Here is a 26,099-nt window from a genome sequence, read left to right on the forward strand (position 1 = left end):
GTGAGAGAAGTTGTAATTATAGAGGGTGTGCGCTCGCCAGTAGCAAGAAGAAAAGGTGGTTTTGTTAACACACGCCCCGATGAGTTAGCGGCCATCGTATTAGATGAGCTAGTTTCACGGGCTGGAGTTGCAAAAAGTGACGTAGAAGATGTTATTTTAGGGTGTGTTTCTCAAGCAGGTGAACAAGGCGGCAATATTGCGCGGACTGTAGCGTTAATTGCAGGATTTCCGGATTATGTTCCTGGAGTCACGATTGATCGTCAATGTGGTTCGAGTCAGCAAGCGGTTCACTTTGGTGCACAAGCAATTTTGGCAGGAGATATGGATATTGTTATTGCGGGCGGCGTAGAAAGCATGACGCGCGTGCCGATGTTTTCCAATATGCAAGGAGCAAAACCAAGTAAGAAATTAACCGATCAATACGAAATTATCAACCAAGGACTATCGGCAGAACGCATTGCCGACAAATGGGGATTTACCCGTGAGCAACTCGACGCGTTCTCGGTGCAAAGTCATGAACGAGCGCAACATGCGATTAAAGAAGGTCGCTATAAGCGAGAAATTGTTCCGATCCAAACTGAAGGACCAAACAATGAAGCGCTTATAGTGACCGAAGATGAAGGTCCGCGTCCCGGAACAACACAAGAAGTTTTAGGGAGTCTGAAAACAGTGTTTGATGAAAATGGAGTTATTACTGCAGGAAATGCGAGTCAAATGAGTGACGGTGCATCTGCTGTTTTATTGATGTCAGCTGACAAAGCAAGGGAACTTGGTTTAAAGCCAAAAGCGCGAATTATCGCACGTTCAGTAGTTGGGTCTGATCCGACGTTAATGCTAACAGGACCTATTGCTGCGACAAGAAAAGTACTCGCAAAAACAGGTCTGGAAATTGGAGATATGGATCGTTACGAAGTAAATGAAGCCTTTGCACCAGTTCCGCTTGCATGGTTGCACGATATTGGAGGAGATCCTGAAAAGTTAAATGTTAATGGTGGTGCGATTTCGCTAGGGCATCCACTCGGTGCAACGGGCACCAAATTGCTTGTGTCATTATTGCACGAATTAGAGCGGACAAATGGACGCTATGGATTGTTGGCGATTTGTGAGGGAATGGGCATGGCGAACGCTACGATTATTGAGAAGTTATAATCGCTTGAAACTAAGGGGGAGTAATAGTGGATTTATCAAAAGTTAAAGCAGTGGTTACAGGTGGAGCATCTGGACTTGGTGAAGCGACCGTTCGTCGAATTGTTAAAAGTGGTGGGAAAGTCGCGATTTTTGATTTGAATGCCGATCGTGCCAAAAAGTTGATTGATGAATTAGGTAAAGAATCTATCATCTATATAGAAACTGATGTGACGAATGGTTCGCAAGTTGAACAAAGTATCGACAAAGCAGTTGAACAGCTTGGCGGTATTAATTTGGTTGTGAATTGTGCGGGTATCGGAACTCCTGGAAAAGTTTTGTCTAAAGGGACACCCATTGCGCTAGATCAGTTTGAAAAAGTCATCAAAGTCAATTTGGTCGGCAGTTTTAACGTGATTCGAGTGGCGGCGTCAGCGATGCAGAAGAATAAACCGAACGAAAAAGGCGAGCGTGGCGTTATTGTTTCGACAGCGTCTGTTGCGGCTTATGAGGGGCAAATTGGTCAAGCAGCTTATAGCGCATCAAAAGGTGGAGTTGTTTCCATGACCTTACCGATTGCGAGAGAACTAGCAAGAGATGGAATACGCGTAATGGCGATTGCGCCTGGTTTAATGGAAACGCCAATGGTCGAAGGGTTACCAGATTCAGCTATTGCTTCCTTGTCTGCAGCTGTACCGTTTCCGCAGCGACTCGGAAAACCGGATGAATTTGCGCAGTTGGTAGAAAGTATTGTGACAAATCCGATGTTAAACGGTGAAACGATACGCCTCGACGGAGCGATCCGCATGCAACCGAAATAAGGAGGGTGAAAAAGATGGCGAAATACCGTTTTGAAGAAGAAGAACATGTTATGTTCCGTAAATCGTTGCGTAAGTTTTTAGAAAAAGAAGCAATTCCAAACTACGATCAATGGGAAAAGGATCGTATCATTCCTAAATCTTTTTGGAAAAAGCTTGGAGATATGGGCTTTCTTTGTCCGCAAGTAGAAGAACAATACGATGGACTTGGATTGGATTTTCGTTATGCGGTTGTGATTGGAGAAGAAATGGAACGAGTTGGTGCGAGTTTAACGGGTGTAGGGTTACATAATGACATCACAGTTCCTTATATTGAAGCTTACGGAAACGAAGAGCAAAAACAACGTTGGTTACCGGGGTGTGTTTCGGGGGACCACATTACAGCTATCGCTATGACGGAACCCGGAACAGGATCTGATTTGGCGAACATCTCAACAACTGCTGTTCGAGATGGTGACAATTACATTGTGAATGGTCAAAAAACCTTTATCACTAATGGCATTAATTCGACATTGGTGTTGGTGGTTGTGAAGACGGATCCGAAAGCCGAACCAAAGCACCGCGGAATTTCATTATTAATGGTTGAAGAAGGAACGCCGGGGTTTGAGAAAGGGCGGAAACTCGATAAAGTCGGACTGCATGCTCAAGATACGTCCGAACTGTATTTTGAAGATTGTGTTGTGCCGGCGGCAAATTTAATCGGTGAAGAAAACAAAGGATTTACGTACTTAATGGAAAAATTGCAGCAAGAACGTTTAGTGGTTGCCTTAGCAGCGCAGATTGCATCAGAAGACATGCTTGATATGACCTTAGAATACGTGAAATCGAGAAAAGCCTTTGGAAAGCCGATTGGTTCGTTTCAGAATTCTCAATTTAAGTTGGTAGAAATGGCAACAGAAATTGAATTGGGTCATTCGTTTTTAGAATCGTTAATTGAAGATCATATGGCTGGAAAAGATATTGTGTCAAAAGTGTCAATGGCAAAGTATTGGCTAACCGATACAGCGAAGAAAATTTCGGGTGAATGCATGCAGCTACACGGTGGATATGGCTACATGGAAGAATACAAAATTGCGCGCCGTTACAGAGACATTCCGGTAGCGGCAATTTACGCGGGGTCTAATGAAATAATGAAAACCATTATAGCGAAACGCATGGGTCTTTAAAAGAAGCTACTTTAAGAAGGTGTAATCCTTACCTATTATCTGTTAGGTTTGTCTGCAAATATTTTTGTGGGCGGAAGTCATCAAAGTTGGACCTTCTGAGATCGCAGCAACTTGTTGTATAAATGTAAACATATTGGAATTAGTGAAAAGAGCACCACTCAGCTGGTCTGTCTTATGCCCGTCGAATCTACACGGGCGCTTACGCTTTTCAGTGTCCAGGCTCCAGCAGCCAGCCCCTCGAGTCGCTTCAGCCTAGTCAGCAATGGCAAACCCCGCCATTACCGCCTAGGCTTCCAGCGCTTGTCGGGGCTAAACGGCTGCTTACGCTTTTCTTTATACTTGACAGAATATACGAAACCTTTTAGTATAAGGGACAACTTGTTGAACGGAAACAAGTCTGTTTGAGAGTAGAGCCTAGAGAAGATGAGAATAGAAGAGTGTATAAATCGAGGATTGAGACGAGTAGGCAGGGAAATCTATTTAGAGAGTCAGCGGCTGGTGGGAGCTGATTAGATAAACTGCGCGAATGGACTTAGGAGAGCTGACCTGAAAGCGGAAGCGAGTAAGGGAGACGTAAGCCCTGCGTTAAAGGGAAAGGTGAAGAGCCTGTTTAAGTGAATGTAGAGTAACTCTGCATTAATGCGTGGTGGTACCGCGGTTTTAACCCGTCCCCGCAATCAGATAGCTATCTGATTGCGGGGATTTTTGTATTCAAAAAACGAGATGAGGAGAGATTAGCGTGAGCAGAGCAGAGAATATGAGTGAACAAGTGATGTACGAAAAATCAATGGAAATATTGAACGGCGATATAAATGAACAACAAGTGAAAAAGTTTTTGTCTGATTTGCACGAAAAAGGAGAAACGGCAGACGAGCTAGTTGGATTGGTTAAAGCGATGCGTGAAAAAGCTGTAACTCTTCCAAAAGTGGAAGGAGAACTTGTGGATGTTTGTGGAACAGGCGGCGATCGTTCGAATAGCTTTAACATCAGTACGCTGACAGCTTTTGTTTTAGCAGGATGCGGCTTAACGGTTGCCAAGCATGGCAACCGCAGCGTTTCGAGTAAAACAGGCAGTTCAGATGTATTAGAGGCACTTGGGATTTCCACTGAAGCGGATGTTTCTTCCATTCCAACAATGCTTGAGCAAACTGGCATTGCGCTCCTTTTCGCACCAGCGATTCATCCAGCGCTTGGCGGTCTGCGTCACATTCGCAAGGAGATTGGAACACCGACTATTTTTAATTTAGTTGGACCTTTAGCCAACCCACTCCCTATTACAATTCAAATGACCGGTGTTTACCGCCGTGATATGTTAGAACCGATGGCAGATGCTTTAATTCGACTGGGTCGAAAAAAAGGTGCGTTGGTTCATGGGGCAGGGGGATTAGATGAATTATCTCTTGCAGGAACTAATGAGTTGCTCATTTTTGATGAACATGGCAAGCGAAAGATGACGATTCATCCGCACGAAGTGGGATTAGAAGTTGCGCCAGTAGAAGCGATTCGCGGGGGTGACCCAAAACGCAACGCAGAAATTTTCATGGATGTATTGTCAGGGGCCGACAGTCCATATTTAGATACGGTAGCATTAAATGCAGGTGTTGTATTATACGTAAGCGGCAAAGCAGGGACAGTGGCTGAAGGTGTGAAAAGAGCGAGAACTTCAATTCAATCAGGCGAAACCGCGCGGGTCTTCGACTTGCACCGGTTAGCGGCGGAGGTATTGGTATGACGATATTAGATAAAATCATTGCGACAAAACACGAAGAAATTAAAAACTATGAATCACTTTCATTTGAAGATCATGTTTTTCCAAAAAAATCTAAGTTGCTGCAACGTCTATTAGATGGAAATGGTGTCATTTCAGAAATTAAACGAGCTTCTCCTTCTAAAGGAGATATCCAAACAGAAGTGGATATTGTAGCGCAAGCGAAAAAGTACGAAGAAGCAGGGGCTGCAGCTATTTCAGTGCTGACGGATGAAACGTATTTTAAAGGATCCATTCATGACTTGCACGAAGTGACACAAGTTGTCTCAATTCCTGTTCTTTGTAAAGATTTTATGGTGAGCGAAATTCAAATCGATCGTGCTAAACAAGCAGGCGCAACAATTATCTTATTGATTGTAGCGGCGTTAGAAAAACAGCAACTAAAAAGCCTAAATGACTATGCTCTTTCTAAAGGACTTGAAGTATTAGTAGAAGTTCACGATGAGGAAGAGCTACATATAGCATTAGCGCTAGATGCCAAGTTAATCGGAGTTAATAATCGGAATTTAAAGACCTTCGAAGTGTCGATTGAACGTACTGCGCAATTGGCTAAGGAATTTCCATTTGACGAAGGTCGCGTATTAATTAGTGAAAGTGGCATGAATACAAAAGAAGATGCACAATTTGCTTATGCTAAAGGAGCATCTGGCATTTTGGTAGGTGAAGCCTTAATGCGATCTGAAGATCCAGGCCGCTGGATTCGTGAAGCGACGAGTGAGGAGGCGTTAAAATGACTAAAGTAAAGATTTGTGGTTTAAAAGAAGAACAACATGTCCAAGCGGCAAGTCGAGCGGATGCCATTGGGTTTGTGTTTGCTCCAAGCAAGCGCCAAGTGACAATTGAACAAGCAGCCGAACTAGCGAAGCATGTACCGATAGATGCTGAAAAAATCGGGGTATTTGTAAATGCGACTTTAAAAGAAATTGAAGAGACCGTAGCAGGTGTTCCCTTAACAATGGTTCAACTTCACGGGGACGAGTCGGACGAATTAGTTAGAGCCATTCGAGTTCCAGTTATTCAAGCGTTCTCGATTCGAACAAAAGAAGATGTGGTGAAATTAAAACAATCGTTAGCTGATTATGTATTGGTGGATGCGCCAGGTACGGATTACCGCGGAGGTAGTGGCAACGTTTTCGATTGGTCATTGCTTGAGGGGGCGGATATTGATCCTGCTCGACTGATTGTAGCAGGTGGCTTGAATCCCGGAAATGTTCATGCAGCGATTGAACAAACAACTCCTTATATGGTGGACGTTTCAAGCGGTGTAGAAACAGATAACCGAAAAGATACAGTGAAAATACAAGAGTTTATTAAAAGCGTAAAGGGTGATTTTGTGGAAGAGACAATGGAGAAAGTCGGTTTTTTCGGCAAATACGGTGGCCAATTTGTGCCTGAAACTTTGATGAAAGCAGTGAAAGAATTAGAAGATGCATATAATGAGGTGAAAGAAGATCCAGAATTTCACAAAGAGTACCATCATTATTTATCGGAATATGTTGGACGTGAACAACCTTTAACATATGCGCAGCGAATGACAGAAGCATATGGTGGGCCGAAGATTTATTTGAAGCGAGAAGATTTAAATCACACAGGCGCGCATAAAGTAAACAATGCCATTGGACAAGCGTTACTTGCGATGCGCATGGGCAAACGTAAAATTGTAGCAGAAACAGGAGCGGGACAACACGGCGTTGCAACAGCGACAATTTGTGCGCTGTTCGATTTGGATTGCGTTATTTTCATGGGTGAAGAAGACATTAAGCGTCAACAACTAAATGTATTCCGTATGAAATTATTGGGAGCACGCGTTGAAAGTGTCACGAAAGGCAGTGCTACGTTAAAAGATGCGGTCAATGAAGCTTTGCGTTACTGGGTAGCGAATGTCGAAGATACACATTATTTAATTGGTTCGGCTCTTGGGCCTCACCCGTTCCCAACAATGGTTCGTGATTTCCAAAGTGTTATTGGTGAAGAAACAAAGCGTCAAATTTTAGCAAAAGAAGGACGGTTACCGGATGCGATTTTAGCATGTATTGGCGGCGGTAGTAACGCGATTGGAATGTTTTATCCATTTATTCAAGATAAAGAAGTCGAGTTGATTGGTGTTGAAGCGGCTGGTCAAGGTGTCGATACAGCTAAACACGCGGCCACCTTAACAAAAGGGACAGATGGAGTTCTTCATGGTGCACTGATGAAATTATTGCAAGATGATGCGGGTCAAGTACAAGAAGCGCATTCGATTTCAGCGGGCCTTGATTATCCCGGCATTGGTCCGGAACACGCTCATTTAGCGGACACGGGACGTGTGGAATATCGTTCAATTACAGATGATGAAGCATTAGCGGCTGTAATTAGCATGTCACGTCTTGAAGGTATTATTCCGGCGCTTGAATCTGCTCATGCTATTGCAGAAGCTGAGAAACAAGCGAAACAAATGACGGCTGATCAAATTTTGGTTATTTGTGTATCTGGGCGCGGTGACAAAGATATGGCGACATATGCGGAAAAACTGGAGGGACTGGCATGAATCGATTAGAGCAACTGAAAAGTTCAGGAAAAAAAGCGTTCGTCGCTTATGTAATGGCAGGTGATGGCGGTCTTGATCGCTTGAAAGAGCAAGTTCAATACTTACAAAGTGCAGGTGTAACAGCTATTGAAATTGGCATTCCGTTTTCAGATCCAGTAGCGGATGGCCCGACCATTGAAGCAGCTGGAAATCGTGCCTTGAACCAAGGTGTGACCCTCCAAAAAGTATTAGAAGAACTACAAAGTTGGACATTTGATATTAAAATTCCATTGCTAGTAATGACGTATTTGAATCCTGTGCTGAGATTTGGTGTGGAGCGCTTTACAACTGAATGTAAAAAAGCGGGAATTTCGGGTGTGATTATTCCGGACCTTCCATATGAGCATAAACAATTGGTTCACCCGTATTTGGATAAAGAAAACATCAAATTAATTCAATTAGTGACGTTAACGACAACGGATATACGACTAGATGAAATTCTGCGCGAGGCAGAAGGTTTTGTTTATGCGGTAACCATTAAAGGAATTACGGGGTCGCGCGATGAATTATCACACGACGTAAAAACGTTCATGCAAAAAATTCGTAAGAAAAGTCCAGTTCCCGTGTATGCAGGATTCGGAATTTCAAAAAGCAGTCACGTAGATATGCTTCGTGATGATGTGGATGGCTTTATTGTAGGTAGTGCAATTGTGGAGGCATTTAATGCAGGCAAAATCGAAGAAATTGAACCCCTTATCCGTGCAGTAACTACCGCTTAATCGGTATACTACCGATAGGAGGGGATTTGATGTTTACACCAGTAACCGAGGAATTTTTTGATGCTCCAACTTTGGAGTTGTCTCGTAGTTTGCTTGGTCAAATTCTTGTTCATGAGTTACCTGAAGGAATAATTGCGGGGCGCATTGTAGAAACCGAAGCTTATATGGGTGCAGAAGATCGAGCGGCTCATAGTTTTGGCAATCGTCGTACAAAGCGTACAGAGATTATGTTTGGCAAACCAGGACTTGTTTATACGTATCAAATGCATACTCATACATTAATCAATGTGGTTGCTGAAGCTGAAGGAACTCCGCGAGCGATTTTGATTCGTGCGGTTGAACCAGTAGATGGTATTGAACTGATGGAAGAGCTTCGAGGCATTCATATGCCGGTGAAGCAGTGGACAAGCGGACCAGGTAAATTAACGAAGGCGATGGCTATCACAATGGATTATTACGGTCATCACTTTACGGAAAAACCACTTTATATTGCTCAAGGAACTCCGGTTCAGGATGTATCAGTTGGTCCGCGCGTGGGTATTGGTAATTCGTTAGAAGCGGTGCATTATCCTTATCGCTTTTGGGAAACGAAAAATCCGTTTGTATCGAAATTCCGCTGAGTTTTGTTTAAATTCATCCTTTTGTGGAATACTGAAAGAGAATGAACAAAACAGAAGGAGTGGAAGATAGTGGCAAAAATTGCAACGTTAATTACCGATATGTTTGAAGATGTGGAATATACAGATCCCTCAAAATCATTTAATGAGGCAGGTCACGAAGTTTTCACGATCGAAAAAGAAGCAGGTAAAGAAGTAAAGGGTAAACAAGGCGAAGCGGTTGTAACAATTGATAAAAGCATTGACGATGTCAGCCTAGAAGATTTTGATGCATTGTTCTTACCGGGCGGATTTTCACCAGATTTACTACGGGAAGATGAGCGGTTTGTGAAATTTGCAAAAGCATTTATGGACGCAAAAAAACCGGTCTTTGCCATTTGTCATGGACCTCAATTATTGATTACAGCCAAAGCATTAGAAGGCCGTAAAGCCACAGGTTATAAATCGATTCAAGTTGATATGGAATATGCAGGTGCTACTGTAGTCGATGAAGAAGTCGTTGTATGCCAAGATCAGTTGGTGACAAGTCGTCAACCCGATGATATTCCAGCATTCAGCAAAGAATCGCTACGTATTCTTGAACAGTTAAACAACTAAACATTCAAGCTCAAACCCGAACCAGCAGGGCTGGTTCGGGTTTTTTATGAGCGATGAAAGTTAAGGAAATACGATTAGCTCTTGAATACATAAGTGACTGCTTATATAATGGGAGAAGTGTTGCAGTGGGACCGGGAATTTTGGTCTGCTATCTATACAAAAAAGCATTTTCGATATCAGTATAAACTCATCTAAAGAGTTGTTGATTAGAGAAGAGAGAATAAGGAGTTGTGTACAAGTGGATGTATGGTTAGCAAGTTTTATTTTTATTGTGACATTGATCTTTGTCATTTGGCAGCCGAGGGGTTTGTCGATTGGTTGGTCTGCGATTGCAGGAGCCGTTGTTGCCCTTTTATTTGGAGTAGTTGATTTTGGTGATGTGTGGGATGTGACTGGCATTGTTTGGAATGCGACATTAACGTTTGTTGCGTTAATAATAATTTCATTAATTCTTGATGAAATCGGCTTTTTTGAGTGGGCAGCATTACATATGGCGCGCTTCGCAAAAGGAAGCGGCTTACGAATGTTTTTCCTCGTAACAATGTTGGGGGCATTTGTCGCAGCATTATTTGCCAATGATGGCGCGGCGCTAATTTTGACACCTATTGTTTTGGCGATGGTTCGCGCATTGAAATTTAAAGATGCGATGATTTTGCCATTTATTATGGCTAGTGGATTTATTGCAGATACAGCATCGCTTCCATTTGTGGTAAGTAATTTGGTCAATATCGTCTCTGCTGACTTTTTTGATATTGGTTTTACTGAATACGCTATTAAGATGGTTGTGCCAAACTTGTTTAGTATTGCTGCAAGTATGCTTGTACTGTATTTGTATTTCAGAAAAGATATACCAAAACATTTTGACGACAGCATTTTAAAAACCCCGGCTTCTGCGATAAAAGATATCCGTATTTTCCGTATATCTTGGGTTGTGCTCGTCATTCTACTAATTGGTTACTTTAGCAGTGAGGCGTTCGGAATTCCGGTATCCTTTATTGCTGGATCAGTAGCGATTATTTTCTTAGCTATTGCTCGAAACAGTAAGTCAGTAGAAACAATGACTGTGTTAAAAGGGGCACCTTGGGCAGTTGTCTTTTTCTCTATTGGTATGTATGTAGTTGTGTACGGTTTGAGAAATGTAGGGCTTACGTCGGTACTAGCCACGGCAATTGAGTGGACATCAAGTCATGGTTTGTACGCTGCGACTATCGGCATGGGCTTTATCGCGGCAATACTATCTTCTGTTATGAATAATATGCCAACAGTTATGATTGATGCGCTAGCAATTGCTGAAACCAATACGACAGGGGTTGTTAGAGAAGCATTGATCTATGCCAACGTAATTGGTTCAGATTTGGGGCCGAAAATCACGCCAATCGGTTCATTGGCGACATTGTTGTGGTTACATGTGTTAAAGACAAAAGGGGTAGAAATTTCGTGGGGGTATTACTTTAAGATTGGGATTATCTTAACGGTGCCTACGCTGTTCATTACGCTAACAGGACTATATTTGTGGTTGACGATTTTAACTTAAACACATAGAAAAAGGAGCTTGCCTTTGGGCATGCTCCTTTTCATTAGTCTAAAAACTTAGCTAAATACAATTCGTTATGGGGTTTGTCGTCAATCATCATCGATTTTTCACGAATGCCTTCAGATTTAAACCCAGCTTTTTCGTATAAATTACGTGCAGCTTCGTTTTCTTCGACAATTGATACTTCGAGTCGAGAAATGCCTTTTTCTTTAGACCATTCTTCTGCCTTTTTCAAAAGTGCTTTGGCAATACCTTTGCCTTGAGCACCTTTTTGTAGACCAAGCTCAATAGTAGCGCGATGCGCAGCACGTTTTGCATCATTGCCGATAATCATTAAAAAGCCTACATGCTGACCGTTAAGTATAGCGAGAATAATAGTGGAGTGACCACTTTGCTTCCATTCGATAATTTGTTTGCGAACTTTTTGGGTCGATTGTGTACGCTCGTCTTTAGCGTAGAGCATATAATCAGATTCAGACTCTACTGTTTTTTGTAAGGCGGCAAGAGAGCGTGCATCTCCGTGCTCTGCTGTTCGAATTAATAAAATATCTTGATCTTCTTCATCTGTGCCTGTGCCTGTCCCGTTAGTAGAATCGATTCTTTCGAATACCACAAACCGGTCAGGTTCAACTGTCGTGACAAAATAGCCCGCATCTACCCAGGCGTGAAAATGTTTAGCAGGTGCCTTTACTTTTTTCCACCAACTTTTGTTTAAGTAAGCGGCATTGGGCAAATTTTGACCCATAATTTGTTCGATTTCAGAAAATGTTAATTTTATTGAGGAATTAGTCGCTCCAGAAAAATAATTAGCTAGAGGAATGTATTTCTTTTCCAGTAAAATAGTCACAGGCATCTCTTCCTTCCACATAACTTAGAATTAGTTAGTCATATTATACCATTGAACTATGCTAAAGTACACAATAAATTTTAAATATACAGATAATTCTATAAACTTAGACCTTTTTTATATTTGTTAACAATTTATAAGGTGTAATTTTTTCAAATGCTTATATTATGATAGAATAAACACAGAAACTAAGTTTTTCAGGAGGCTATTATTCATGTCAAAAGTTTTAGTATTAGGTCATAAAAATCCGGACACCGATTCTATTTGTTCGGCCATTTCGTACGCATATTTAAAAAATGAAATGGGCATGGTTGCTGAACCGATTCGTTTAGGTGAAGTTAACAATGAAACGTTGTTTGCTTTAGAAAGCTTTAAATTCGACCAGCCTAGACTTGTGACACAAGTTGCTAAAGAAGCAGAGCAAGTAATCTTAGTAGATCATAACGAACGCCAACAAAGTGCGGATGATATTGATGAAGTACAAGTGATTGAAGTTGTAGACCATCATCGTATCGCAAACTTTGAAACAACTGATCCGTTGTACTTCCGTGCTGAGCCGGTAGGGTGCACAACGACAATTCTCCTTAAGCTATTCAAAGAAAACGGTGTAGAAGTTCCTACTAATATTGCAGGCTTGATGTTATCTGCGATTATTTCAGATTCACTTCTTTTTAAATCGCCAACATGCACACAACAAGATATTGATGCTGCAGCTGAACTAGCGAAGATTGCCAATGTTGATGCAGAAAGCTATGGTCTCGACCTTTTAAAAGCTGGAGCAGATTTAAGCAATAAAACATTAGAAGACTTAATTTCATTAGATGCAAAAGAATTCGAAGCAGGCGATCATCGATTTGAAGTAGCGCAAGTGAACGCTATTGATGTCGAAGAAGTTATGGTCCGCCAAAAAGAGCTTGAAGTCTTAATGGCTAATGCCATTTCTACTAAAGAGTTAGGGTTGTTTATGTTTGTTGTGACAGACATACTGAATAACAATTCAGTAGCCATCGTTCTTGGAGAAAGAGCAAACGTTGTAGAAGCTGCTTTCAAATCAAGTGTGATTGATAACCGCGTCCTATTGCCAGGTGTAGTATCACGAAAAAAACAAATCGTTCCTGTTATTACAGAAGCGTTAAGCTGATTCCCTATGTGGAGTCAGTTTTTTTGTGGGTGTAATAGGAGCAGAGGGTATAATATTCCCTTGTTGATATTTTATAAACCCATGTATAGAAGGGGTTTACACTTGATTTCCTTTTTATAGGCAAAAAAATTGAGGGTTGTTGTTTTCGTTGCTATAGTTAATGGCGAGGTGGAATATATGAAAATTGAAGTTTGGTCAGATTACGTATGCCCATTCTGTTATATAGGCAAGCGAACATTAGAAAAGGCATTAGTTCAAGCAGGTTTTGATAGCCAGGCAGAAGTCTCATATAAGGCTTATCAGTTAAATCCAAATACGCCAATCGATTCGGCTGTTCCAACATATGAAAGCTTAGCGAAAAAATTTGGGCAGTCTGTTGAACAGGCAAAAGAAATGACTAAAGGTGTGGCAGAACATGCTCGCACGGTCGGTTTAGAATATGATTTTGATAACATGGTAGAAGCGAATACGTTAGCAGCTCACCGTTTAGTGAAATGGGCTGAAACGCATGGCAAAGATGGAGAACTTACGGAAAAGCTAATGGATGAATACTTTATCCAAGCGAAAAACGTAGGCAATCATGAAGTGTTAGTTTCGATTGCGGAATCGATTGGTTTACCAAAAGATGAAGCGGTAAAAGTACTTGAATCCGATCAATTTATGGGGCAAGTTCAAGTAGATATTGCTGAAGCGGGTCAAATCGGTGTTCAAGGTGTACCGTTCTTCGTCGTTAACCGCAAATATGCAATTTCGGGTGCTCAACCAGTAGAAGCATTTGTGGAAGCGTTAGAGCAAATCGCGGAAGAAGAAGGCATTCGTCCGAAACTAAAACCGATGGGCAAGAAAACGAGTTTTTGCACAGGCGATTCATGTGATGGTCTTTAATGAGTTCAAGCAGAGTAATTGACTTTTACTCTGCTTTTTCTTATGATAAGAAAGTGCTTTTAATTCGAGATAAATATTTTTAGTATAATTACGGAAGGAGTTTTAAAATAATGACCAATGTATTAGTAGTAAAAGCAAATAACCGCCCTGCAACTGAAGGGGTTTCAAGTAAAATGTATGAAATATTCATGGATGCAATCGGAACGGGTACAGAACTGAACGTCAATACGTTTGATGTTTTCAAAGAAGACATGCCGTATTTTGGCCAAGATTTTTTTGACGCTATGCAAAAATCAGCTCAGGCTGAACCGTTAAACGAGCTGGAGCAACGCATTTTGACTGCAGCAAACAAAGCGATGGATGCTTTCATGGAGGCAGATGTTGTGGTTTTCGCATTCCCATTATGGAATAAAACCATTCCAGCACCATTGCAAACATTTATTGATTATGTTTACCGTGCGGGTGTGACATTTAAATACACAGCAGAAGGCCCAGTTGGTCTTGTGCCAGAGAAAAAAGTCATCATTTTAAATGCACGCGGTGGCGTGTATTCAACACCTGAAATGGCACCAGCTGAAATGAGCGTTAACTATATTCGATTGATCATGGATTTCTTCGGAATTACCGATATCGAAGAAGTCATCATTGAAGGGCATAATATGTATCCTGATCGTGCTGAAGAAATTAAAGCTGAAGGCATGAAACGCGTAGAACAAGCAGCAAGCTCGTTAGTTAAAGTGTACGCTTAATGATTGTGCGAAAGGACAACCTTAATTGGTTGTCCTTTTTTCGTTTGGACAGTAAATGTGGTGAATTGGCTAGTATTTCGTGGATTTGGACAGTATTTGAGTCGAATCGGACAGTATTCAACTCAAACTGGACGGTATGTCCAATTTTTTCCTCTTGAATCAACTACCCCTCAATGCCCAAGACAGGGAAAGCGCGAAGTCGCGCTTTCCACTAAACCTATGTGAATTTTTGATTTGGACAGTATTTTGTGTAATTTGGACAGTAAACCATCTGAAACGGACAGTATTTTAGAAATTTGGACAGTATTTAATGTCAACTCGACAGTAAGCCCAAATAACTGGAAAAAGAACCGGTTTTGGATTAGGAATTACCAATAGGGGTAGATAGGTGATAAAAGCAATTGAGGAGGAATGACAAGGTGCAAAACGAACGCGAGAGTCAAATTTCACAGGAACAGAAATCGTATTGGAGAGAATATAAGGACATTCCGAGCTACCCTGCGCTACAGGCAAACGAGTCGACTGATATCGCCGTGGTTGGTGGAGGAATGGTCGGTGTCATTAGTGCGTACTTATTAACGAAAGCTGGCAAAAAAGTAACATTAATTGAAGCAGGAAAGTTAGTGGACGGGGTAACGGGACGAACCACTGCAAAAATAACGGCGCAACATGGTTTGTATTATGACTCCTTAATTCAAATAGTGGGAGAAGAACAAGCGAAACTGTACTACCAAGCCAATATAGATGGGTTGAAATTTATTGAAGACACCGCTAAAGAGCTGTCAATCGATTGTGATTTCTCTCATCACAATGCATTTGTTTATGCCAATACAGCTGCTGGAGCTAAGCAAATTGAAAAAGAAGCTGAAGCTTATAGGAAGTTAGGCATTGACGGTGAATTGGCAAAAGATGAAGTGGAATTGCCATTTCCAGTGGAAGAAGCCATTGTCATGCGCAATCAAGCGCAATTTCACCCAGTGAAATTTTTAGCAGGCTTAGTAAAAGAAATTGAACGGCTCGGCGGGAAGATTTACGAACAAACGCGAGCGATGAAAATTTTAAGCAAAAACGATCCGGTCATCCAAACCGAAAACCTATCCCATTTGTCGTGCAATAAAGTTATTGTCGCCAGTCATTATCCTTTTAATGATTTCGATGGCGTGTATTTTTCGCGTTTAACGGTCAACCGTTCGTATGCCATTGCGGCTAAAGTGAGTGGGAAAGTTCCAAATGATATGTACATTAGTGGAGACATGCCTTCTCGATCCTTGCGTTATGCACCAGGTGAAAACGGTGAAAAATTATTATTAATTGGTGGCGATGGCCACGCTACAGGTAAAAGTTCGAGCGAAACGATCGAGCATTATTACAATCTTGAAAAATTCGGCAACGAGCATTTTGGAATTGAGGAAATTCCGTACCGCTGGTCATCACAAGATATGACCACACTTGATACGATTCCTTATATCGGGACCATCACAGCCGGGTACAACAATATTTTAGTGGCTACTGGATTTCACAAATGGGGAATGTCAAATGGCGCATTAGCTGGAATGTTACTCAGTGATCAAGTACTCGGCAACGAAAATCGGTATGCACCGGTGTTTGATCCGACGCGCACAAAAGTGAAAACCAAAGATGCAATGAGTTTCGCAAAAGACAATGCTTCAGTTGCGAAGTCGTTAGTTACTGGGAAATTAAAAAGGCCATCTAAAACAGTGGATGACTTGGCTAAAGACGAGGGTTCACTCGTCAAAGTGGGCAAGAAAAAAGCAGGAGGTTACCGCGATGAATACGGGCAAGTTCATCTAGTTGATACGGCGTGTACGCATATGGGGTGTGACGTTAAGTGGAATGATGCCGAACGTTCGTGGGATTGTCCTTGCCACGGCTCGCGTTTTTCGTATACGGGAGATGTGTTAAATGGACCAGCTGTAAAACCTCTTAAAAAAATAGAAACAGAACGATAGAAAAAAGGCAGTGAGGAAATTTTTCCTCACTGCCTTTTTAAAAGTTATTCAGCTGGGTTAGCTTGAATTTCTAAATGAATTTTAATGTCTTCGCCCACCATTACGCCGCCTGTTTCAAGCGCTTGGTTCCATGTAAGGCCGAAATCTTTGCGGTTTACTTTACCATCTACATTGTATGCAACAACTTCAACGCCCCATGGGTTCGTGCCTTTACCGTTATATTCTACATCGAAAGTTACTGGATGCGTTACACCTTTCATCGTAAGGTCGCCAGTCATTGTATATTCATCGCCTTTTTTAACGATTTCATTTGCGTTAAACGTAATATACGGAAATTGCTCTGCATCAAAGAAATCTGCAGAACGCAAGTGAGCGTCACGATCTTTGTTTTTCGTGCTGATGCTTGCTACCTCGATTTTAAAATCGATCAATGCGCCTTGCAAATCTTCTGCGTCTGCTTCAATTGTTGCTTCATAAGACGTAAAAGTACCTCTTACTTTTGAAATCATCATATGTTTTACTGAAAATCCGATTTCTGAGTGTGCTGTGTCTACGTTCCATTTTTTCATGTTCAATTCCTCCTAAATTTAATATCTATCGTTAATATATCAAGATTAAATCTCGAAGTCAATACTCTTTAATTAATAAGTCTTTAATTCGAGATTAAATTAACTAGTCTTTTGTACTGAACTTTACATTATTGCTTGTCAAATCAAGATGAAAATTAGATACTAATAGAAGCTATAAGTTAAGAAGGGATTTGCATTAAATGACGAAACAACAATGGTTGACGGATTTACGTAGTTTCTTAACAGACGATCACGTCAAAGTGGATGAGCCGCTACACCTTCATACACTAACTAAAATGGGTGGGCCTGCTGATATTTTTGTGGCACCAACGACTGAAGAAGAAACTGCTTTCACTGTAAAGTATGCATATAAAAATAATATACCTCTATTACTTCTTGGGAACGGATCGAATATGGTCGTCCGAGATGGAGGATTTCGTGGAATTGTTCTCACTCTAAAAGGGTTACAGACAATCCGCATAGAAGGTACGAAAGTATATGCTCAAGGCGGAGCAAACATTAAAAAAGTATCGAAAGCAGCTGCAGCCAAACAATTAACTGGTTTTGAGTTTGCTTGTGGGATTCCAGGATCGATTGGTGGAGCGATGGCGATGAATGCCGGAGCTTACGGTGGAGAAATTAAAGACATCATAAAACAAGCGACGGTTCTTTCGAAAGAAGGAGATTTGCTCGTTTTATCTAAAGAAGATTTAGGTCTTGGTTATCGGAAAAGCGTGATTACCAAAAAAGGTTTTTATGTGTTATCGGCCGAGTTCGACTTAGAAGTGGGCAAACAAATGGTGATCGATGCGAAAATGAGCGAATTGACGTATCAACGAGAATCAAAACAGCCTTTAGAATTTCCTTCTGCCGGTAGTGTGTTTAAACGCCCACCTGGTAATTTTGCAGGAAAGTTGATACAAGATAGTGGCTTGCAAGGAAAAGGATTTGGCGGTGCAGAAGTTTCTACAAAGCACGCTGGATTTATCGTGAATAAAGATAATGCAACGGCCAATGACTATATTAAAACCATTGAAATGGTTAAAACAACAGTGTTCAACAATTTTGGTATTGATTTAGAGCTTGAAGTGAAAATTGTTGGAGAAGATTGAATATGAGTAATGCGGATGTCCTTTTAAAGGGCATCTTTTTTTATGCAGAAAAGGGATTTATCCTTCGGTAGTCGAATAAAGCACTAAAGAAAAGGGGGAAGATTCATGAGGGGGAAAGTGAAAAACAAAAGATGGCTAAAGTGGTTACTGGGCACGTTAGGTATAATTGTCATTGTAATAGTGGCATTGCTGATTTTTATAAATGTTTTCCTAAACAAGTCTAAACCGCTTATTGAAGGAGAAGTAGCAGTAGAGATTTTAGATAAGGATGCAACAGTGGTTCGTGATGATATAGGAGTTCCACATATTAAAGCAGATACGGATGCTGATTTATATCGTGCACAAGGGTACGTGCAAGCGCAAGATCGCATGTTCCAAATGGATCTTTCTCGTAGACAAGCAAGCGGTCAGTTAGCAGAAGTTATTGGAGCAGATGCGGTCGATACTGATAAGTTTTTTAGAACCTTTAGTTTACGTGATGCAGCTGAAAAATCTTGGGACGGATATGATGATGAAGCACAGCAAGTATTAGAATGGTATGCAGAAGGCGTTAATGCTTATATGGAAGAAGCAAAAGCAAACAACAGTTTAAGCTTTGAATTTTCTATTCTTGGATACGAACCAACTGAATGGACACCTGTTGACTCGTTGACGATTGGCAAGTTTATGGCTTACGACCTTGGCGGACATTGGAATACACTCGCCGTTCGTCATTGGGCGTTGAACGAGTTTCCAGAAGACAAAGCACGTGAGTTGTTTATAGAGTACCCTGATAATGCACCTGCAATTTTAGCGGCAAACAAACAGCAACAAGTTCAAGTAGCTGGTGAGTTTGATGCGTCAGTGATTTCGCCAGAATTTAACGGCAGCAATAACTGGGTAGTGTCAGGAGATAAAACAGCAAGTGGCAAGCCTTTACTGGCGGACGATCCGCATCTTGGGCTGAGCACACCATCTATTTGGTACCAAATGCATTTAGAGTCTCCAGAACAAAATGTCAGTGGCGTTATTTTTGCTGGAATCCCGGGAATTATTCTAGGACACAATGAAGAAATTGCTTGGGGAGTAACAAATGTTGGCCCTGATGTTCAAGACCTTTACATTGAAACGCCAAACCCCGAAGACCCTACACAGTTCGAATACGAAGGACAGTGGGAGCAAGCAGAAGTACGAAAAGAACCAATTAAAATAAAAGACGAAGAAACAGAAGATTTCGAAGTACTAGTAACAAGGCACGGACCTGTTGTTTCAAATATTCTTTATGATAAAGAACAACCAGGCGCGGTATTTTCAATGCAATGGACAGCATTAGAGCCGACGCTCGAACTGCAAGCAGTTTTGAATTTCAATAAAGCATCTAATTGGGAAGAGTTTGAATTAGCACTCGAGGATTTCCAGGCACCTGCGCAAAACTTTGTTTTTGCATCTACAGATGGCACCATTGCCTATAAAGCGAATGGACGCATTCCAATTCGTAAAACGGGAGATGGTCAATTGCCGGTTCCGGGGAATTCAGCAGACTATGGATGGGAAGGCTATGTGCCTTTTGATGAATTGCCACGATCAGTAAATCCGGAAAATGGGTTTATTGCAACAGCAAACAATGAAGTCATTGATGATTCGTATCCTTACCACATTACGGATTTTTGGGCACAACCTTATCGTTATGAACGAATTGCTGAGGTATTAGAAGCGTCAGATAATCTGACGGCTGAAGATATGATGAACTTGCAAATGGATCAAAAGAATTTATATGCAGCTGAATTTTTAGAAGATATGATTGCTACCGTACGTGACAGTACAAAAGATTATGACGAAGTTCTGTCGATGCTAGAAGATTGGGACCAAGTAGATAGCAAAGATCAAGGCGCGCCACTAATCTTCCATAAATGGATAAAGCAATTGCCTGAAACTTTACTAGCAGATGAATTTCCGAAAGACGTTTATAAAATGCTAGATGGAAAAAATCATATTACAGATGAAATGATGCGAGATGCTTTTGCTGGAAACGAAGGAGTGTGGGTAAGCGAGTACGGAGGCGCAGCAAAATGGCTGGTGGATTCATTGGAAACAGTTGTCGCTGAAATTGAAGAAGAGCAAGGGAACGACTTGGCTGACTGGAGTTGGGGAGAACACCATCAATTAACCTTCCCACACCCACTAGCAGGCGCATCTCCAATTTTCGCAGAGTTTCTAAATCCAGAGCCGGTACCAATCGGAGGTTCGAATATCACCGTTCAAGCAGCGGCGTTCACGCCAGATGGCGACGTCGACCACGGGGCATCTTGGCGATTTGTTGCGGACCTATCTGATTTATCGAGTGCTTATCATATTGTAGGACCTGGATTAAGCGGTCATATGAAATCGGATTACTTCCATAACCAAGTAGACGATTGGGCGCAAGGTGATTTTCATAAAACAGAAATAGAAGACGACGTTAAAGGTTCGACATTAATATTAAATGCCGAATAAGTTATACTGGGGAAAAACGGATGTGAGGAATAACCAATGAAACAGATACTAGCGGTAGGACTTGGTGGAATGATCGGAGCACTTTTGCGTTCCGGAATATACATGGTAGCTGCTGACGGTCTGGGGCTTTGGCTTGTTAACATGATTGGCAGTTTTTTAATCGGCGTGGCAGCCATTCGTTTGTCCCATAAATCAGCGGAACTGCGATTGTTGATTTCGACAGGTCTGCTAGGATCTTTCACAACGTTTTCAGCATTTTCTTCTGCGTGGTTCCATTACCTGGAGTCTTCTATTTGGCTAGGTATTGCATTTGCTTTCAGCATGACACTGGCATGTATTGTAGCAGCAGGTGCAGGATTATGGGTAGGTAGAAAAGAGGTGTCCTCGTGATTGGCATTGCAATCGGTGGATTTTTAGGAGCGATTACACGCTATTTATTTTATTTATTCGTTGAAAGCCGGGCTTGGCAACCAAAAGTTGCTACCTGGCTGGTAAACAGCCTGGGTTCATTTGTGTTAGGTTTATTAATTGGAAGTGGAAGCTTATCGGTTTTCTGGATTACTGGATTTTTAGGAGCATTTACAACGTTCTCAACAATGGCTTTAGATGTTGTGAAAGATATGGAAGACGGCAAATGGCTAAAAGGTGGATTCTATATTACGGCTACTTTAACTTCCGGAATTGCGTTGTTCAGCTTAGGATATATTTTAATGCAGTAAAAACCTCATTATAATAAATGAGGGGGCTAGGCAGATACTTCACTAAACTACTTAGTCAATTTAGATATTTCTTCGAAAACGTTAAAAGAGCCCTTTGCGAAAATCGCAAAGGGCTCTTCTTTAATTTATTTAACGATAATAACAGGTGATTGTACACGTTTCGCCACTTTATGGCTAACGCTGCCAAGCACCATTTCTTGCAGTGAGTTTAATCCGCGGCTACCGATTAGTACAACGTCATAGCCAACTTCATTTGCATGCTTGACGATCGTAGGTCCTGGAATGCCATGAAGCGTTTTTGTTTCGAAGTTAATACCAGCAGAACGGAAAATTTCTTCGAGCGGTACTAAATGCTTGCGACGTTCCAAATGAACTTCGTCGCTGCTTTGGCCATGAAGAATCTCAGTACGAGCTTTTTCATAATCAATCACATAAAGTAATGTGACAAATGCTTGGGGATTGGCTTTCGCCATTCTTACTGCTTCATGAGCAGCACGTTTTGAATGATCCGAGCCATCTGCTGCAACTAAAATTTTCTCATACATAGAGCATCCTCCTTATGATGTACCTTTACCCGCATTGCTGTAAGTTGCCAACTTATCAACAAGCTTTTGGCTTGAAGAGTTTAACCCGACAATTGTAACGGTTTGCCCCTGTGCTTGTAGTTTGTTCATAACTCGGTCGATTGCACCGACACCTGAGTCGTCCCAAACGGTAGCATCTGTAAAGTCTAAAACAACTTCTTTCGAAACTTCTACATCGTCGAATTCGGAGACGAAGTCTTGAGAAGAAGCGAAAAACAATTGTCCGTGTATCGTATATCTATTCGACACATTGCTTTCCAATCCTTCTTTGCGTACTTCCACTTTGGAAATTTTAGCAGCAAACAGCACTGCACTTAAAATAACACCTGCAAATACACCTTTAGATAAATCATGTGTATAAACTACAACAACAACCGTTAACAACATAACAATTGCATCAGCTTTTGGAGCCGTCGCTAAATACTTGAAAGAACCCCAGTCAAAAGTACCGATACACACCATTACCATAATACCGGCTAAAACTGGCATTGGAATTTGAATAACCCAGTTGCCCAAAACGATAATTAAGAACATCAAGAACACACCAGCAACAAAACTCGATAATCGTCCACGACCACCAGAACGAACGTTAATGCCCGATTGACCGATCATCGCACAACCTGCCATTCCGCCGAAAAAGCCTGTGATAATGTTCGCGATTCCTTGTCCACGTGCTTCTTGGTTTTTATCTGATCCGGTTTCTGTTGCATCATCAATAATCGATGCCGTTAATAAAGACTCTAGTAAACCGATTACAGAAAGTGCCAATGCAGTCGGAAAAATGATTTGCAAAGTTTCAAAGTTAAACGGTACGCTTGGGATAAAGAAACTTGGCAATGTTTGCGAAATCGTGCCCAGACTGCCAACGTTTTGCATATCAATACCCGTGTAGATGACAACCCCTGTTAAGACGAGGATAGCAATTAAGGGAGCCGGAATAGCGGTAAAGAAGCGAGGTAAAATATAAACAATCGCTAACGTAACGCCGACAAAAACATAAGTGATTGTATTAATGCCGAAGATAAATGGCACTTGTGCCATAAAGATTAAAATAGCTAATGAGTTAACAAAGCCAATCATGACCGCTCTAGGGATAAATTTCATAAAGCGCGCAACCTTTAAAACGCCAAAAATCAATTGCAGCACACCTGTTAAAACAGTAGCTGCTAGTAAGTAATCCAATCCGTGATCGCGGACCAATAGCACCATTGCAAGCGCCATAGCACCTGTTGCTGCAGAAATCATACCCGGTCGACCGCCGACAAAAGCGATAATAACAGAGATAGAAAACGATGCGTACAAGCCAACCATCGGGTCAACACCAGCGATGATAGAGAAAGCAATCGCTTCTGGTATAAGAGCAAGTGCGACAACAATTCCGGCTAAAATGTCTCCGCGAATGTTTCCGAACCATTGCTCTTTGTAAGATAAAGTATTCAAAAATTCCCACTTCCTTCTATATTAATTTGTATTAATACCGTATCCAATAAACTAGTATGCAGCTTGTTGAAAATAGGTGAAAAGAAAAATTCATTCTTCATTCCTTTTCCTCAAGCTAGAAATGTTTTTTCAATTATAGGCTATAAAACTGTATCACCTTTTTTTTCAGATGTAAATACAATTCATTCAAACGCAGGTTTGACTGTGAAGGTTTGAGCGAATATACTAAAAGGAACAATCAAACTCTTATTTGAATGAAAGAGGTGCCATATGAAAGAGTTATGTGAAGTGACAAAAGTCCATCCGGAAGTTGTAGATCGTGTCCAGCAAAATATGCCTGACTTAGGGGACGTAGCCAATTTATTTAAAGCATTGGCAGATGAAACAAGATTAAGCATTGCGTATGCTTTAACAATAGAAGAAGAAATGTGTGTTTGTGACATTGCAGCGGTTATCGGCTCTTCAATGGCGACAGCCTCTCATCATTTACGGTATTTGAGAGAACGGTCATTAGCGAAGTCTGAGCGCAAAGGAAAGCAAATTTATTACTCGTTATCCGACAACCATGTACGTCAATTGGTGAAAATTGCTCACGAACATACGAAAGAAGGTGTGGAAATTGGTTAAAACTTATCGTCTAGAGAATTTATCATGCACGAGTTGTGCGGCCAAATTCGAAAAAAATCTACGAGGGTTGCCTAATATAAAAAATGTCGATTTAAATTTTGGAGCTTCTAAGTTAACAATTGATGGGGATGTCTCTATTGAAGCACTTGAAAAAGCTGGGGCTTTTGATCATATTCGTGTTTATCCCGAAAAAGAAAAAGTTAAAGCAGTTCCATTTTATCAACGCAGACAAACGGTAGAGACAGCTTTTTCTTTGCTATTGCTAATCGCAGGGATTATTGTTTCGTTTCAAACGAGTGAAACAAATCCTTGGGCCATCACATTCTTTGCAGGTTCTATGACAATTGGTGGATACCATATGTTTTGGACTGGCTTAAAAAACTTACGTGAGTTTCAGTTTGATATGAAAACGTTAATGACTATCGCCATTATTGGGGCGGTCATTATTGGCGAATGGCGAGAAGGGGCAGTTGTTGTCTTTCTCTTTGCTGTCAGTGAAACATTAGAGTCATTTTCGATGAACAAAGCGCGTCAGTCGATTCGCAGTTTAATGGATTTAGCACCAGCACGAGCGTTAATTCAACGTGCTGGTGAATTGATCGAGTTGGATACAGAAGATATTCGCATCGGGGACATTTTAATCGTCAAACCGGGACAGAAAATTGCAATGGACGGCACGGTTCTTCGCGGAGAATCTGCTGTTAACCAAGCGGCAATTACTGGAGAATCGATTCCCGCGTTTAAAACTGTGGGGGATGAAGTATTTGCCGGCACCATGAACGAAGAAGGTGCGTTAGAAGTTACTGTCACAAAGCGAGTTGAAGATACGACGATCACCAAAATTATTCATTTGGTTGAAGAAGCGCAAGCTGAAAAAGCACCAACTCAGAAGTTTGTGGATCAATTCGCCAAATATTATACACCTGCGATTATTGTCATCGCATTTTTAGTAGCACTAGTACCTGGCTTTATAACCGGTAATTGGGAACTATGGGTTTATCAAGGATTGGCAGTACTTGTTGTCGGTTGTCCGTGTGCTTTAGTTGTTTCAACACCTGTAGCAATCGTAACCGCAATCGGTAACGCCGCGCGACAAGGTGTACTGATTAAAGGTGGTATTCACCTGGAAGAAACGGGACAGATTAAGGCAGTTGCTTTTGATAAAACTGGAACCTTAACAAAAGGTTATCCCGAAGTAACAGACGTAATCGCTCAAGACATTACTACAAAAGAAGAGTTATTAAAGCTAGCGTCATCTGTAGAAACCATGTCGCAGCATCCTTTAGCAAAAGCGATTTCGAAAAAATCTGCAAGCACGTATCCTTCAGAGAATTTTAATTCGGTCACAGGAAAAGGTGCATATGCCACAGTTAATGAAGAAACCATTTATGTTGGCAGTTTAATTTGGGCAGAAGAAAAGGGCTTACGCATTCCTGAAAAAGCGCGTAAACTTCAAGAGAGTGGAAAATCTGTCACTGCTGTCTTTTCAGAAACGGTATTGTTAGGCATTATCGCAATCGCTGATGCTATTCGTGTAGAAAGTCCATCTATTATTAAGCAGTTAAAAGCGATGGGCATCGAGCAAACCATCATGCTTACAGGAGATCATCCAGCAACGGCAACGGCCATTGGTGCAGAAATCGGGATGACAGATGTTCGAGCCGGTCTCATGCCAGAAGATAAATTAGCTGCGATAAAGGATCTTCAAAAACAATATGGGCGAGTCGCTATGGTTGGAGACGGCATTAATGACGCACCTGCGTTAGCTGCTTCAAGTATTGGTATTGCGATGGGTGGTGCAGGAACAGATGCAGCTCTAGAAACAGCAGATATTGCGTTAATGGCGGATGATTTGGAAAAACTTCCTTATACGATTCGACTCAGCCGAAAGACATTGCGTATAATAAAAGAAAACATCGTCTTTGCATTAGGGCTCAAGGTGTTGGCATTGCTATTAATTATTCCTGGCTGGTTAACTTTATGGATCGCAATTTTTGCGGATATGGGTGCCACGCTATTGGTGATTTTAAATGCACTACGTCTTGTGAAAGTTCAGAAGTAAGGTACGCTTGGA

Annotated in this window: 24 protein-coding genes and 1 other annotated feature; of the genes, 20 read left to right on the forward strand and 4 right to left on the reverse strand. The window is 41.4% G+C overall.

From position 1 onward, the window contains the following. The 10 genes from GPDM_RS13805 (at nt 1) to GPDM_RS13850 (ending at nt 10,910) form a co-directional block, all read left to right on the forward strand. Nucleotides 1–1,149 (forward strand): thiolase family protein, encoded by a 1,149-nt coding sequence (locus GPDM_RS13805; RefSeq protein ID WP_008432317.1) that lies wholly within the window; start codon nt 1–3, stop codon nt 1,147–1,149. 26 nt (nt 1,150–1,175) lie between these two features. Then, nucleotides 1,176–1,946, forward strand: a complete 771-nt coding sequence (locus tag GPDM_RS13810) for a 3-hydroxyacyl-CoA dehydrogenase (protein WP_008432318.1) — start codon at nt 1,176–1,178, stop codon at nt 1,944–1,946. A 14-nt stretch (nt 1,947–1,960) separates the two neighbouring features. Then, nucleotides 1,961–3,109 carry an acyl-CoA dehydrogenase family protein gene (locus GPDM_RS13815; RefSeq protein ID WP_008432319.1) on the forward strand — a complete coding sequence of 383 codons (1,149 nt, stop codon included), beginning with the start codon at nt 1,961–1,963 and terminating at the stop codon, nt 3,107–3,109. 440 nt (nt 3,110–3,549) lie between these two features. Beyond that, nucleotides 3,550–3,785: a binding site (T-box leader), on the forward strand. A 63-nt stretch (nt 3,786–3,848) separates the two neighbouring features. Beyond that, entirely contained in the window at nt 3,849–4,841 is a 993-nt protein-coding gene (gene trpD / locus GPDM_RS13820; protein WP_008432322.1) for an anthranilate phosphoribosyltransferase, read from the forward strand. Beyond that, on the forward strand, nt 4,838–5,611 hold the full coding sequence (gene trpC / locus GPDM_RS13825; protein WP_008432324.1) for an indole-3-glycerol phosphate synthase TrpC: 774 nt from the start codon (nt 4,838–4,840) through the stop codon (nt 5,609–5,611). The genes trpD and trpC overlap by 4 nt, the downstream gene beginning before the upstream one ends. Beyond that, nucleotides 5,608–7,404: a tryptophan synthase subunit beta gene (gene trpB, locus GPDM_RS13830; RefSeq protein ID WP_008432326.1), complete on the forward strand. Its 1,797-nt coding sequence runs from the start codon at nt 5,608–5,610 to the stop codon at nt 7,402–7,404. The genes trpC and trpB overlap by 4 nt, the downstream gene beginning before the upstream one ends. After that, complete coding sequence (gene trpA / locus GPDM_RS13835; protein ID WP_008432327.1) at nt 7,401–8,162, forward strand: tryptophan synthase subunit alpha; 762 nt, start codon at nt 7,401–7,403, stop codon at nt 8,160–8,162. Before trpB ends, trpA begins: the two co-directional genes overlap by 4 nt. Before the next feature lie 29 nt (nt 8,163–8,191). Further along, the gene (locus GPDM_RS13840; RefSeq protein ID WP_008432328.1) at nt 8,192–8,782 is read left to right on the forward strand and encodes a DNA-3-methyladenine glycosylase; all 591 of its coding nucleotides are present in this window, start codon (nt 8,192–8,194) and stop codon (nt 8,780–8,782) included. Between the two features lie 69 nt (nt 8,783–8,851). Next, nucleotides 8,852–9,376 carry a type 1 glutamine amidotransferase domain-containing protein gene (locus GPDM_RS13845; protein ID WP_008432329.1) on the forward strand — a complete coding sequence of 175 codons (525 nt, stop codon included), beginning with the start codon at nt 8,852–8,854 and terminating at the stop codon, nt 9,374–9,376. A 238-nt stretch (nt 9,377–9,614) separates the two neighbouring features. After that, the gene (locus GPDM_RS13850) at nt 9,615–10,910 is read left to right on the forward strand and encodes an arsenic transporter (protein WP_008432330.1); all 1,296 of its coding nucleotides are present in this window, start codon (nt 9,615–9,617) and stop codon (nt 10,908–10,910) included. 43 nt (nt 10,911–10,953) lie between these two features. Here GPDM_RS13850 and GPDM_RS13855 read toward each other — a convergent pair whose 3' ends face one another. Then, entirely contained in the window at nt 10,954–11,763 is an 810-nt protein-coding gene (locus tag GPDM_RS13855; RefSeq protein ID WP_237704167.1) for a GNAT family N-acetyltransferase, read from the reverse strand. 208 nt (nt 11,764–11,971) lie between these two features. Here GPDM_RS13855 and GPDM_RS13860 point away from each other — a divergent pair, with 208 nt between their 5' ends. The 4 genes from GPDM_RS13860 (at nt 11,972) to GPDM_RS13875 (ending at nt 16,502) form a co-directional block, all read left to right on the forward strand. Further along, nucleotides 11,972–12,898 carry a manganese-dependent inorganic pyrophosphatase gene (locus GPDM_RS13860; protein WP_008432332.1) on the forward strand — a complete coding sequence of 309 codons (927 nt, stop codon included), beginning with the start codon at nt 11,972–11,974 and terminating at the stop codon, nt 12,896–12,898. 177 nt (nt 12,899–13,075) lie between these two features. Beyond that, complete coding sequence (locus GPDM_RS13865) at nt 13,076–13,783, forward strand: DsbA family oxidoreductase (protein ID WP_008432333.1); 708 nt, start codon at nt 13,076–13,078, stop codon at nt 13,781–13,783. A gap of 110 nt (nt 13,784–13,893) precedes the next feature. Further along, a complete protein-coding gene (locus tag GPDM_RS13870; RefSeq protein WP_008432334.1) occupies nt 13,894–14,532 on the forward strand; it encodes an FMN-dependent NADH-azoreductase in 639 nt (212 codons plus the stop codon). Between the two features lie 419 nt (nt 14,533–14,951). Continuing rightward, on the forward strand, nt 14,952–16,502 hold the full coding sequence (locus GPDM_RS13875; RefSeq protein ID WP_008432335.1) for an FAD-dependent oxidoreductase: 1,551 nt from the start codon (nt 14,952–14,954) through the stop codon (nt 16,500–16,502). Between the two features lie 44 nt (nt 16,503–16,546). Here the strand turns inward: GPDM_RS13875 and GPDM_RS13880 are convergent, their stop codons facing one another. Next, on the reverse strand, nt 16,547–17,071 hold the full coding sequence (locus GPDM_RS13880; protein WP_008432336.1) for a YceI family protein: 525 nt from the start codon (nt 17,069–17,071) through the stop codon (nt 16,547–16,549). Between the two features lie 200 nt (nt 17,072–17,271). On the opposite strand from GPDM_RS13880, the gene murB reads away from it, so the two are divergent. The 4 genes from murB (at nt 17,272) to GPDM_RS13900 (ending at nt 21,374) form a co-directional block, all read left to right on the forward strand. Continuing rightward, entirely contained in the window at nt 17,272–18,183 is a 912-nt protein-coding gene (gene murB / locus GPDM_RS13885; RefSeq protein WP_008432337.1) for a UDP-N-acetylmuramate dehydrogenase, read from the forward strand. A 105-nt stretch (nt 18,184–18,288) separates the two neighbouring features. Further along, nucleotides 18,289–20,655 carry a penicillin acylase family protein gene (locus GPDM_RS13890; RefSeq protein ID WP_008432338.1) on the forward strand — a complete coding sequence of 789 codons (2,367 nt, stop codon included), beginning with the start codon at nt 18,289–18,291 and terminating at the stop codon, nt 20,653–20,655. Nucleotides 20,656–20,691: 36 nt separating this feature from the next. Continuing rightward, nucleotides 20,692–21,045 carry a fluoride efflux transporter FluC gene (locus GPDM_RS13895; RefSeq protein ID WP_008432339.1) on the forward strand — a complete coding sequence of 118 codons (354 nt, stop codon included), beginning with the start codon at nt 20,692–20,694 and terminating at the stop codon, nt 21,043–21,045. After that, nucleotides 21,042–21,374: a fluoride efflux transporter FluC gene (locus GPDM_RS13900; protein WP_008432340.1), complete on the forward strand. Its 333-nt coding sequence runs from the start codon at nt 21,042–21,044 to the stop codon at nt 21,372–21,374. Before GPDM_RS13895 ends, GPDM_RS13900 begins: the two co-directional genes overlap by 4 nt. A 125-nt stretch (nt 21,375–21,499) precedes the next feature. Here the strand turns inward: GPDM_RS13900 and GPDM_RS13905 are convergent, their stop codons facing one another. Together GPDM_RS13905 and GPDM_RS13910 are read right to left on the reverse strand one after the other, a co-directional pair. Further along, a complete protein-coding gene (locus tag GPDM_RS13905) occupies nt 21,500–21,919 on the reverse strand; it encodes a universal stress protein (protein ID WP_008432341.1) in 420 nt (139 codons plus the stop codon). A 12-nt stretch (nt 21,920–21,931) separates the two neighbouring features. Beyond that, complete coding sequence (locus GPDM_RS13910) at nt 21,932–23,398, reverse strand: SulP family inorganic anion transporter (RefSeq protein ID WP_008432343.1); 1,467 nt, start codon at nt 23,396–23,398, stop codon at nt 21,932–21,934. Nucleotides 23,399–23,668: 270 nt separating this feature from the next. On the opposite strand from GPDM_RS13910, the gene GPDM_RS13915 reads away from it, so the two are divergent. Both GPDM_RS13915 and GPDM_RS13920 read left to right on the forward strand, forming a co-directional pair. Further along, on the forward strand, nt 23,669–24,025 hold the full coding sequence (locus GPDM_RS13915; protein ID WP_008432345.1) for an ArsR/SmtB family transcription factor: 357 nt from the start codon (nt 23,669–23,671) through the stop codon (nt 24,023–24,025). Then, nucleotides 24,018–26,087 carry a heavy metal translocating P-type ATPase gene (locus GPDM_RS13920; RefSeq protein WP_008432347.1) on the forward strand — a complete coding sequence of 690 codons (2,070 nt, stop codon included), beginning with the start codon at nt 24,018–24,020 and terminating at the stop codon, nt 26,085–26,087. Before GPDM_RS13915 ends, GPDM_RS13920 begins: the two co-directional genes overlap by 8 nt. Nucleotides 26,088–26,099 lie beyond the last annotated feature (12 nt).

The sequence above is a fragment of the Planococcus donghaensis MPA1U2 genome (genome assembly GCF_000189395.1).
GTDB lineage: Bacteria > Bacillota > Bacilli > Bacillales_A > Planococcaceae > Planococcus > Planococcus donghaensis_B.

Bases quoted from the DNA above. Each gene is read 5' to 3' on its own strand.
- trpC (WP_008432324.1), top strand. From the start codon at position 4,838: ATGACGATATTAGATAAAATCATTGCGACAAAACACGAAGAAATTAAA.
- GPDM_RS13870 (WP_008432334.1), top strand. From the start codon at position 13,894: ATGACCAATGTATTAGTAGTAAAAGCAAATAACCGCCCTGCAACTGAA.
- GPDM_RS13915 (WP_008432345.1), top strand. From the start codon at position 23,669: ATGAAAGAGTTATGTGAAGTGACAAAAGTCCATCCGGAAGTTGTAGAT.
- trpB (WP_008432326.1), top strand. From the start codon at position 5,608: ATGACTAAAGTAAAGATTTGTGGTTTAAAAGAAGAACAACATGTCCAA.
- GPDM_RS13840 (WP_008432328.1), top strand. From the start codon at position 8,192: ATGTTTACACCAGTAACCGAGGAATTTTTTGATGCTCCAACTTTGGAG.
- GPDM_RS13865 (WP_008432333.1), top strand. From the start codon at position 13,076: ATGAAAATTGAAGTTTGGTCAGATTACGTATGCCCATTCTGTTATATA.
- GPDM_RS13855 (WP_237704167.1), bottom strand. From the start codon at position 11,763: ATGCCTGTGACTATTTTACTGGAAAAGAAATACATTCCTCTAGCTAAT.
- GPDM_RS13880 (WP_008432336.1), bottom strand. From the start codon at position 17,071: ATGAAAAAATGGAACGTAGACACAGCACACTCAGAAATCGGATTTTCA.
- GPDM_RS13905 (WP_008432341.1), bottom strand. From the start codon at position 21,919: ATGTATGAGAAAATTTTAGTTGCAGCAGATGGCTCGGATCATTCAAAA.
- GPDM_RS13860 (WP_008432332.1), top strand. From the start codon at position 11,972: ATGTCAAAAGTTTTAGTATTAGGTCATAAAAATCCGGACACCGATTCT.
- murB (WP_008432337.1), top strand. From the start codon at position 17,272: ATGACGAAACAACAATGGTTGACGGATTTACGTAGTTTCTTAACAGAC.
- GPDM_RS13815 (WP_008432319.1), top strand. From the start codon at position 1,961: ATGGCGAAATACCGTTTTGAAGAAGAAGAACATGTTATGTTCCGTAAA.
- GPDM_RS13895 (WP_008432339.1), top strand. From the start codon at position 20,692: ATGAAACAGATACTAGCGGTAGGACTTGGTGGAATGATCGGAGCACTT.
- trpA (WP_008432327.1), top strand. From the start codon at position 7,401: ATGAATCGATTAGAGCAACTGAAAAGTTCAGGAAAAAAAGCGTTCGTC.
- GPDM_RS13890 (WP_008432338.1), top strand. From the start codon at position 18,289: ATGAGGGGGAAAGTGAAAAACAAAAGATGGCTAAAGTGGTTACTGGGC.